General features: G+C 53.7%; 9 protein-coding genes. 1 reads left to right on the plus strand and 8 read right to left on the minus strand.

The window, feature by feature from the left end; all coding sequences use genetic code 11:
• Both GAP13_RS11950 and GAP13_RS11955 read right to left on the minus strand, forming a co-directional pair.
• Nucleotides 1–787: AMP-binding protein (locus GAP13_RS11950; RefSeq protein WP_158908540.1), on the minus strand; the 787-nt coding region annotated here is incomplete at its 3' end.
• 91 nt (nt 788–878) lie between these two features.
• Entirely contained in the window at nt 879–1,343 is a 465-nt protein-coding gene (locus GAP13_RS11955) for a CBS domain-containing protein (protein WP_158908541.1), read from the minus strand.
• A gap of 113 nt (nt 1,344–1,456) precedes the next feature.
• Between GAP13_RS11955 and GAP13_RS11960 the strand changes: the two genes are divergently transcribed.
• Nucleotides 1,457–2,842: a S41 family peptidase gene (locus tag GAP13_RS11960; RefSeq protein WP_158908542.1), complete on the plus strand. Its 1,386-nt coding sequence runs from the start codon at nt 1,457–1,459 to the stop codon at nt 2,840–2,842.
• Between the two features lie 98 nt (nt 2,843–2,940).
• Here GAP13_RS11960 and GAP13_RS11965 read toward each other — a convergent pair whose 3' ends face one another.
• The 6 genes from GAP13_RS11965 to GAP13_RS11990 all read right to left on the minus strand — a co-directional run.
• On the minus strand, nt 2,941–3,423 hold the full coding sequence (locus GAP13_RS11965; protein WP_158908543.1) for a universal stress protein: 483 nt from the start codon (nt 3,421–3,423) through the stop codon (nt 2,941–2,943).
• Nucleotides 3,420–4,052: a V-type ATP synthase subunit D gene (locus tag GAP13_RS11970; RefSeq protein WP_158908544.1), complete on the minus strand. Its 633-nt coding sequence runs from the start codon at nt 4,050–4,052 to the stop codon at nt 3,420–3,422. Before GAP13_RS11970 ends, GAP13_RS11965 begins: the two co-directional genes overlap by 4 nt.
• A gap of 6 nt (nt 4,053–4,058) precedes the next feature.
• On the minus strand, nt 4,059–5,459 hold the full coding sequence (locus GAP13_RS11975; RefSeq protein ID WP_158908545.1) for a V-type ATP synthase subunit B: 1,401 nt from the start codon (nt 5,457–5,459) through the stop codon (nt 4,059–4,061).
• The gene (locus GAP13_RS11980; protein ID WP_186338847.1) at nt 5,456–7,222 is read right to left on the minus strand and encodes a V-type ATP synthase subunit A; all 1,767 of its coding nucleotides are present in this window, start codon (nt 7,220–7,222) and stop codon (nt 5,456–5,458) included. The genes GAP13_RS11975 and GAP13_RS11980 overlap by 4 nt, the downstream gene beginning before the upstream one ends.
• A complete protein-coding gene (locus GAP13_RS11985) occupies nt 7,219–7,887 on the minus strand; it encodes a hypothetical protein (protein ID WP_158908546.1) in 669 nt (222 codons plus the stop codon). The genes GAP13_RS11980 and GAP13_RS11985 overlap by 4 nt, the downstream gene beginning before the upstream one ends.
• A 20-nt stretch (nt 7,888–7,907) precedes the next feature.
• Nucleotides 7,908–8,180 (minus strand): V-type ATP synthase subunit F (locus GAP13_RS11990; RefSeq protein WP_158908547.1); only part of this gene is annotated, 273 nt, incomplete at its 5' end.

Below are 8,180 nucleotides of genomic sequence, written 5' to 3' on the forward strand. Positions count from 1 at the left end.
TTTTTTCAATGACGAGCGGCACGGATAGCATGATGGTGGGACGGACTGCCTGGAGGGCAGGAATAAGTACTGACGCGGCGGGCGGCCTGTCCAGGTAATGGATATGCGAGCCGGACAAAAGCGCAATCACCGTACCAATCGTAAACTCATAGGCATGGGCAAGCGGAAGAATTGACAAAAGGCGATCTGTTCGGCGCAGGACAATAATCGACTTGCAGGCGGTAGCATTCGAAAGAATATTTCGATGCGTAAGCATGACACCTTTGGAGAGGCCTGTAGTCCCTGAAGTATAGACAATCATGGCAAGATCATCTGCCTCTACGTCAGGAAACAAGGTTCTTGCGCTCGCGCTTTCCGGAGAAGCCCCGGGCTCTTCAAAAGGTCTGCCCGTTTTGACATTGCGGACTTCGATGTCTTTTGGGAGATCAGAGAGTTTGGCTCGCAGTTTTTCGGAAACAAACACAATGCGCGCACCTGAGTGATCGATGATATTGCAGATCTGCGCCGGGATGAAATCCGTCAGAATGGGTACGACAATGCCGCCAGCCCTCGCAATTCCAAAGTAGGTCATGACCCAATGCGGCGAATTCTCAGCCAGAAGCGCAACACGATCGCCTTTTTTTACGCCGGCATGTAAGAGCGATTCGGCAATCGAGCGGCTTTCGCGCTCAAAATCCTGATAGGTAAAGACTGAGCCCCCTACCATCGAGAGCGCAGGCCGAGAGGCGAATTGCTTTGCGCTCAATTCCGGCACTTCTGCCAATGTGAACTTTTTCAATGTGATCATGCGGCGCTTCCTCCGATCTTTATTCTATATACCAGTGTAATACTATGCACGAAAATGCAATAGAGGGACCAGGCCAGCCAGTTTCGAAGCGCTAGACCGCGCCGGGAGTGCTGGCTCTCTCATGCTGGCCGAGCTCGAAGGCCTGCTCCGAGATGATTCGATCCTTCACCTCGATGAGCGCTTTTACGACATCGCCGATCGATATAATGCCGACAACCCGGTTGTTGTCGAGAACCGGAAGATGCCTGATGCGGTTCTGCGTCATCATATTCATACACTGCTCGATGGACGTGTCGAGCTGAACGAAGATGACCTTCTTCGTCATGATGTTCCCGACTTTTTCGTTTTCGCAAGAATGGCTTTTTATAATGAGTTTCCTGGCCAGATCACGTTCGGAGAACACGCCGAGCACCATGCCCTGCTCATCCATCACAAGTACCGCGCCGATATTCTTCTCCGCCATCACTTCGAGCGCGTGCAGCACCGTATCGTCCGGCGAAACAGCCGCTACTTCATGCCCCTTGACTTCGAGAATGTCGCCTGCCGTTTTCTTCATTGCATTACCTCCTCTTGTTCCTTTGCTTTGTCTATAATCTACTCCCAAACATGCTGCTATGCAAATGGCATTTAATATTGAGCCTTGCACCATATTTTTGGTACTATTTCGAAATGATGAGATCAAAATATTCTTTGTATCCTCTTGCCGCCGGAATAGTAATTATTGTTCTTGGATTGAGCTCATGCGTGTCACCTCTCTCCTGGTCATCGTACAGCGAAAACCTCAATTTACTCGACGCAGCGGCATGGAAATCGGATATGTCTACGCTTGAAAGCGAATTGCTAGGTCATCCAAAGCTCAAGAGCGATACAGCCTTGCAAGCACAACTGAGCACTGCGATCAGTCAGGCAATGTCTGATATCGATGGAGCGCCCGACGGCGAATCTCGCCGTGATGCAGCAATTGCTGGCATATCAAAAGCTTGCGCTATTGTTGGCGATGGGCATACGCGTATCAATGCTTCGCCGACAGCGCGCTACCCGGTTGCCTTGAGATTTTTTCCAGTGAGCCAATCAATGGCGAGCACAGAGTATGAGCTGCGGGTTTTTGCTGCATCTGATGAAAATGCTTCGCTCTTAGGAGGCAAAATAGCCAGAATCGGCAGCAAGACTGTCGAGGAAGTGCTCGATATTCTTGCGCCTGCGCTCAGCATAGAATCAGCGCTTGGCAAGCCCGGACTTGAAGAATTGAAAAATGCGGCGATCCGTGCGGAATCGCTCAATGCCTTCATGAATCCCATTTTGATGCGCGGGCTCGGGCTGGCGGATGAGCAAGGCCTCCATCTCAGCTTCGATACAGAAGCGAGCCCGACGGGCTGCCCTGCTGTATATACTGTCCTGGAATCCTCCGACGCCTTCACCTGGAACTATGCAATTGACCCGAATGCTCCGCCCGCACTTTCGCGCCAGAAGCCTAACGAGAATATTTGGTACACAATCCCGGAAGCCCATCCTGAAACGCTCTATCTCTCATTCCAATCCTGCGAAAGCGATGCCGGCCCGATTTTTGATGAGGTGATTCAGCTGCTGAAGAGCAGCCCGGCTCCGAACCGACTCATAATCGACATGAGGACAAATTCCGGCGGCAATTCCATGCCGGGCACGCGGTTCGCGCAACAGCTTGCTGACACTGAAGTCGCGAAGCGTAAGGGCGGGGTTGTAATCCTGGTCGGGCCATATACATTCTCTTCTGCGCTGATGAATGCAGCCGATATTCTGAAAGCATGTGGTGCAAGAGGAGACCCGGGCTCCGGAAATGCTGTTCTTGCTGGCGAGCCGCTCATCGAACCAATGGATCACTATGGCGAGGTAGTGCGATTCAGCTTGCCCAATTCGGGCCTTGTCATCGGGCGCTCTTCGCGGCTGTGGGAATATTCAAAAACAAGCGGCATCACGCCGGATAATGGGTTTCTAGGTCCTACGCCCGATAATCTTCGTGCACCTACATTCGAAGAGTACCGAAGGGGACAGGATCCTGTTCTTGAGATGGTGCTGTAGTTTTCCCGGCTGACTTTGACTAGGCTGGGTTTCAAGGCACCCTTCGACCAGTCTGTTTTCTGCTGACTGTTGCCCGCGGCTTTTGCTCAGCCTGACATTCACAGCGCTTTGAACAGTTCGTCCCCGATCGGCGGCTTGACAAAGAGCACTGGACAGCGGGCATTTTTCAAAATCTCGCGGTAAGCATCGGCGATTGCGTCGCGATAGAGCGTATCAGCAGGGTTGCCGCCAAGAATGATCGCATCAGCACCAAGTTCCATTGAGGCTTTTACGATTTCGCCTGATACTGAACCTTTTCGGATTGCAGTTTCGATAGACAGCTGTTTCTGGCGGGCGAGCTCGATACAGAAATTGAGGTAGCGCCGGCCAGAATTTTCAAGGTTGCGCTCATATTCCTCGCTTTCTTCCGGCACGAAGATCCTGGAAAGGGCAAGCTGGCGTATAGTTGCGGTATCGACGACATAGCACGCGATAATTCTCGAACCCAGCGATTTCTTGATCGCAAGCGCGTACTTGAAGGCGCTGATTGATGCATCGGAGCCGTTGATCGCCACCAGAACTGTTTCCAGCATGTTCTTCATGTTTGGTCCTGTTCAGATAAACGCTGCTTCAGCATTTTCACTGCGAACAGCGATTCGCGCTCCCGCTCGTCCAGCGATGCATCGATGAATTTCACGATCTCGCGTGAACGGGGGATCACCATCTTGTCCAAGGCGTTCACCCGCCGCTGGGTCTTTCTGACCTCGCGCGCAAGGCGCCACACGATGGACCTCATTCCCGCCGCTGTGGAAAGCTTCTGCAAAAGCTCTGTAAACTCTATCACGGTTTCGTCGCATACGGCAAATGAATTCATAAAAGAATAGTGCAAAACCGGAGCGCTCGCGTGCACATCGAGCGTCGGCAAGGTCATGCCGCTCACATTCACATGCGATGCAGTGAGCGTGATGTCGCGCACTGGCAGAGAAGAAATCGAAAGCGCCCGTTCGCGCCCCACCGACAGCAACATCTGGCGGAGGGTTGCATAGGCCTTTTCGGTCATCTTGGCGATTTCCTGCTCCAGCAGTTCGAGTGCATCCATGCGGTTCATGAGCTCGATAACGAGGATTTCCCGCTTTTTTTCGAGAAGGTCGTAGCCCTGGAGCGCAAGCTGAAGGCTGCGCTTTTCCTTGATGAGGTTTGTCTTTGTCGGAGGAGGAAATGGCTCAGCCATTGCGCATCACTCCTTCGCCGGGTCGCCGTTTCCGGTGCGCGGCAGGTATTTTTCGATCAGCTTCGGCGGAATTCGTACAAGCTCCGCCTCCGGCAGAATTGACAGCATTTTCCAGCCGAGGTCGAGCGTCTGCTCGATACTTCTGTTTTCAAACTCGCCCTGCGCGAGGAATTCGCGCTCGAAGCGGTCGCCGAAATTGAGATAGATTTTGTCCCTATCCGAGAGCTCTTCTTCGCCGATGATCGCAGCAAGGTCACGTACCGAGCGCACATAGGCATACGCAGAAAAAAGCTGGGCGGCTAGATCGCGATGATCCTCGCGGGTCATGCCTTCACCGATGCCGTCTTTCATAAGTCGCGAAAGGCTTGGAAGGCCGGCGATGGGCGGATAGATGCCGCGCTGGGAGAGGTCGCGCTCGAGGACTATCTGCCCTTCTGTGATGTACCCGGTGAGGTCGGGGATCGGGTGCGAGATGTCGTCATTGGGCATTGAGAGAATAGGCAGCTGGGTGATGGAGCCTTCGCAGTTTTCAATTTTGCCTGCGCGTTCGTAGAGCGAAGCGAGGTCGGAATACAAGTACCCCGGATAGCCTTTGCGCGAGGGCACCTCGTTGCGCGCTGCCGATACCTCACGCAGAGCCTCACAGTAATTCGTCATGTCGGTCATGACTACGAGCACGTGCATGTTCTTTTCGTAGGCAAGGTATTCGGCCGCAGTGAGCGCGGTGCGCGGCGTTACGAGGCGCTCGATCGAGGGGCTGTCCGCAAGCGAGAGGAACATGACAACGCGCGAGAGAACACCTGATTTTTCAAATGAATCGATAAAGAAGCGGGCAACATCGTATTTTATTCCCATACCGGCAAATACGATAGCAAACTGGCTCTCCCCGCTCAAAACCCTTGCCTGCCGGACAATTTGCGCAGCAAGGCGGTTATGCGGCAGCCCGTTGCCGGAAAATATCGGGAGCTTCTGGCCGCGAATCAAAGTGTTCATGCCGTCGATGGCAGAAATCCCTGTTTGAATGAAGTCGCGAGGGTAGACTCGTGCGCTCGGATTGATGGGGCGTCCGTTAATATCCCTAAGGTCAGACGACGTGATGGGCGGGTAGCCATCGATTGGATCTCCAAGGCCATTGAAGATCCTTCCGACAATGCCGTCACCAACACGGAATGTAAGCGGCTTTTCAAGATACTCGATCCATGATTCATCGATCGAGATGCCAGTATTCTCGGAGAAAAGCTGAACCGCAATCGCCTGTTCGGAAATGTCGACGATTCGGCCGAGCCGCAATTCGCCTGTTCTATCCCGTACGCGGGCAAGCTCGGAAAAACCGACATTTTCCCGGTGCGCAGCGATAACGATCGGGCCATCTGCCCGCAAAATGCCATGGTATTCCAAACCTCTCATATCGAAAGGCCTCCCTGCGCGCCAACGCCCAGCTGGGTGAATGCCTGCTGGATTTCCTGGATGACTGCCTGCCCCTCCTGCACCTTATTATTTTCAAGCGTACTTTTGAGCCTGATTATCTTTTCCTTGATGGGCAATGCCGAGATTTTGAGCAAAGGCGCTCCATTCTTGATTGCATTTTCCGCCAGTTCATGGAAGGTAAGAATGCAGGTAAGGAGAAAGGTCTGTTTTGGCGGTGCGCAATACATGTCCACCGTGTCAAAACTGCTCTGCTGGAGAAATCCGTTCTTGATCATGTCGGCGGTCAGCAGGATAAGCCTCTGTTCGTCAGGCAGGGCGTCAGGTCCGACAAGCCGCACGATTTCCGAAAGCTTGCGCTCTTTTTTGAGAATATCCATTGTTTTTGTTCTGAGCGCATCCCACGCTGGATCGATAGAATCCCAGTATTGAATGAGATCCTCGGTGTATTCGCTGTAGGAATCGTTCCAGGAAATGGCCGGATAGTGCCGCGCATTCGCAAGATCCCTGTCTAGCGCCCAGAAACAGCGAATAAAACGTTTGGTATGCTGGGTGACCGGCTCGGAGAAATCGCCGCCCGGAGGAGAAACCGCGCCGATAATGGTTACCGAGCCCTTTTTGCCCTCCAGAGTTTTGACCATGCCGCCGCGCTCATAGAATTCCGCAAGGCGTGTTGGAAGATAGGCGGGGAAGCCCTCTTCCGCAGGCATTTCCTCGAGGCGGCCGGAGAGCTCGCGCAAAGCCTCGGCCCAGCGCGAGGTGGAATCGGCCATAACTGCCACCTGGTAGCCCATGTCGCGATAATATTCGGCTATTGTAATCCCTGTATATATCGATACTTCGCGAGCTGCGACCGGCATGTTGGAGGTATTGGCGATGAGGATGGTCCGTTCCATAAGCGAGCGCCCGGTACGCGGGTCAATGAGGCTCGGAAACTCTGTTAAAACCTCTGTCATTTCGTTGCCGCGCTCGCCACAGCCGATATAGACGATGATGTCCGCATCGCACCATTTGGCGATGGCATGCTGGGTCATGGTTTTGCCTGTTCCAAAGCCGCCAGGGATGGCTGCGCTTCCGCCTTTTGCTATCGGGAACAGCACATCGATGACGCGGAGGCCTGTGACGAGCGGCTCGTGGGTAATCTGCTTTTCTGTGAATTTGCGGGCGGCGCGGACCGGCCACCATGAAACAGCCGTATATTCTTTGCCTTCACGCGATTTGACGAGGGTTGCTGTACATGTATAGTCGCCTTCAGGCGCAATCCAGTCTGCCGTACTTGCCGGCACTGAAGCGTCGAAGACAAGCCTGTGCTGGATCGAGGCCGTTTCCTGGATGATTCCGAAGGCGGTGCCAGGGGCGATCGGGTCGCCCGCCTTGAGGAGCGGCACAAAGTGCCATTTCTTGCTTGTATCGAGCGGCTCGCCGGCAAGCCCCGGCGCCAGAAACGCCCCCGACACATTCTTCAGCACCGGCAGCGGCCTCTGTATCCCATCATAAATCGATCCGATAAGCCCCGGCCCCAGCGCCACCGACAATGGCCTGTGCATACATTCTACCGGCTCGCCAACGCGCATAAGCGTGTTGTCTTCGTAAATCTGTATGGTGGCCACGTCGCCCTTGAGCTTTATTATTTCGCCGATCAGGCCGGCCTTGCCGACTTTGACAACATCGTAGAGGCCGGCGTCGTCCATTCCTTGCGCATAGATGACTGGGCCCGAAATCCTCGTGATATAGCCTGCGCTCATGATCTGGCCCCTTTGAGTGCGGATGTGCCGGCCCCTGTGGGGCTGCCTGCTGTATTAGTCGCTGAGGAGTCAGTTTGCCCGAACAGCGCCGATGCAAGTTCCCCGCGCTCCTCGTCCAGCAGCCAAGAAACTAATTCATTCTCTGTAATAGATATACGATAACTGTTGTCATCGGGCTCGACAATGATGCCACGAGCCTTCATGGCTTCGCTCTCTTTAATCGATACAGAGCCGGCGTCTTGAAACAGCGTCTTTATTTCTTCGATATATGCCGAATCGAGCCCCTTGACCGATATCGTGGCTTTGGAGCCTCGAATCAACTCAACCTGGCGCTTTAGGCCTCGCAAACACCAGGCACCGAACAGCCGGGGATCAATCTTTGCAAGCACTTCTGCAACAGCATTCCTCAGCACCTCATCGCGATACTGAATTTCGAGGCGCATTTTCTCGAGCGGCAGACGCGAGCGGACTTCTTTTTCGGCTGTTTGCTGCTTTGTCTGGTATTCTTGAGTGAGCGCGTCGATGGCAGCCTTTATCTTTTGCTCGGTTTGCGCCTGTAAGGCTTTGGCTTCGTCTTCCGCCTTGCGGACTATCCTTTCAGCGCGCTTTCGTGCGTCATCCAGAATTTCCCGCTCCAGCGCCTCAGTACCTCGTATCTCTTCCATTCTGCTTCCCTATAGTTCCTCTATTGAATTTTGATTCCAATGGCTTGCCGTACCGCATCGACAAGACGCGTGTGCTGGGCGGAAGTTCCGGAAAGCGGAGGAATTTCGACAATGAGAGGAAACTCGCCGCTCAGCTGCCAATCCGCAAGCTCTTTCCCGATCATATCCGAAATATCTTCGCTCAAAATCAGCATTTTGCAGTCGGACAAGTCCACCACACCTCGATCGATCGTGCATGTTTTATTCTGCACAATGCTTCTGAATGTGGCGATCGCATCGTCGCGGCTAGTGAC

This window comes from Rectinema subterraneum (assembly GCA_009768935.1).
Lineage (GTDB): Bacteria > Spirochaetota > Spirochaetia > Treponematales > Rectinemataceae > Rectinema > Rectinema subterraneum.

Coding starts and splice junctions, on each gene's coding strand:
- GAP13_RS11975 (WP_158908545.1), bottom strand. CDS start 5,459: ATGAGAGGTTTGGAATACCATGGCATTTTGCGGGCAGATGGCCCGATC.
- GAP13_RS11970 (WP_158908544.1), bottom strand. CDS start 4,052: ATGGCTGAGCCATTTCCTCCTCCGACAAAGACAAACCTCATCAAGGAA.
- GAP13_RS11955 (WP_158908541.1), bottom strand. CDS start 1,343: ATGAAGAAAACGGCAGGCGACATTCTCGAAGTCAAGGGGCATGAAGTA.
- GAP13_RS11985 (WP_158908546.1), bottom strand. CDS start 7,887: ATGGAAGAGATACGAGGTACTGAGGCGCTGGAGCGGGAAATTCTGGAT.
- GAP13_RS11960 (WP_158908542.1), top strand. CDS start 1,457: ATGATGAGATCAAAATATTCTTTGTATCCTCTTGCCGCCGGAATAGTA.
- GAP13_RS11980 (WP_186338847.1), bottom strand. CDS start 7,222: ATGAGCGCAGGCTATATCACGAGGATTTCGGGCCCAGTCATCTATGCG.
- GAP13_RS11965 (WP_158908543.1), bottom strand. CDS start 3,423: ATGAAGAACATGCTGGAAACAGTTCTGGTGGCGATCAACGGCTCCGAT.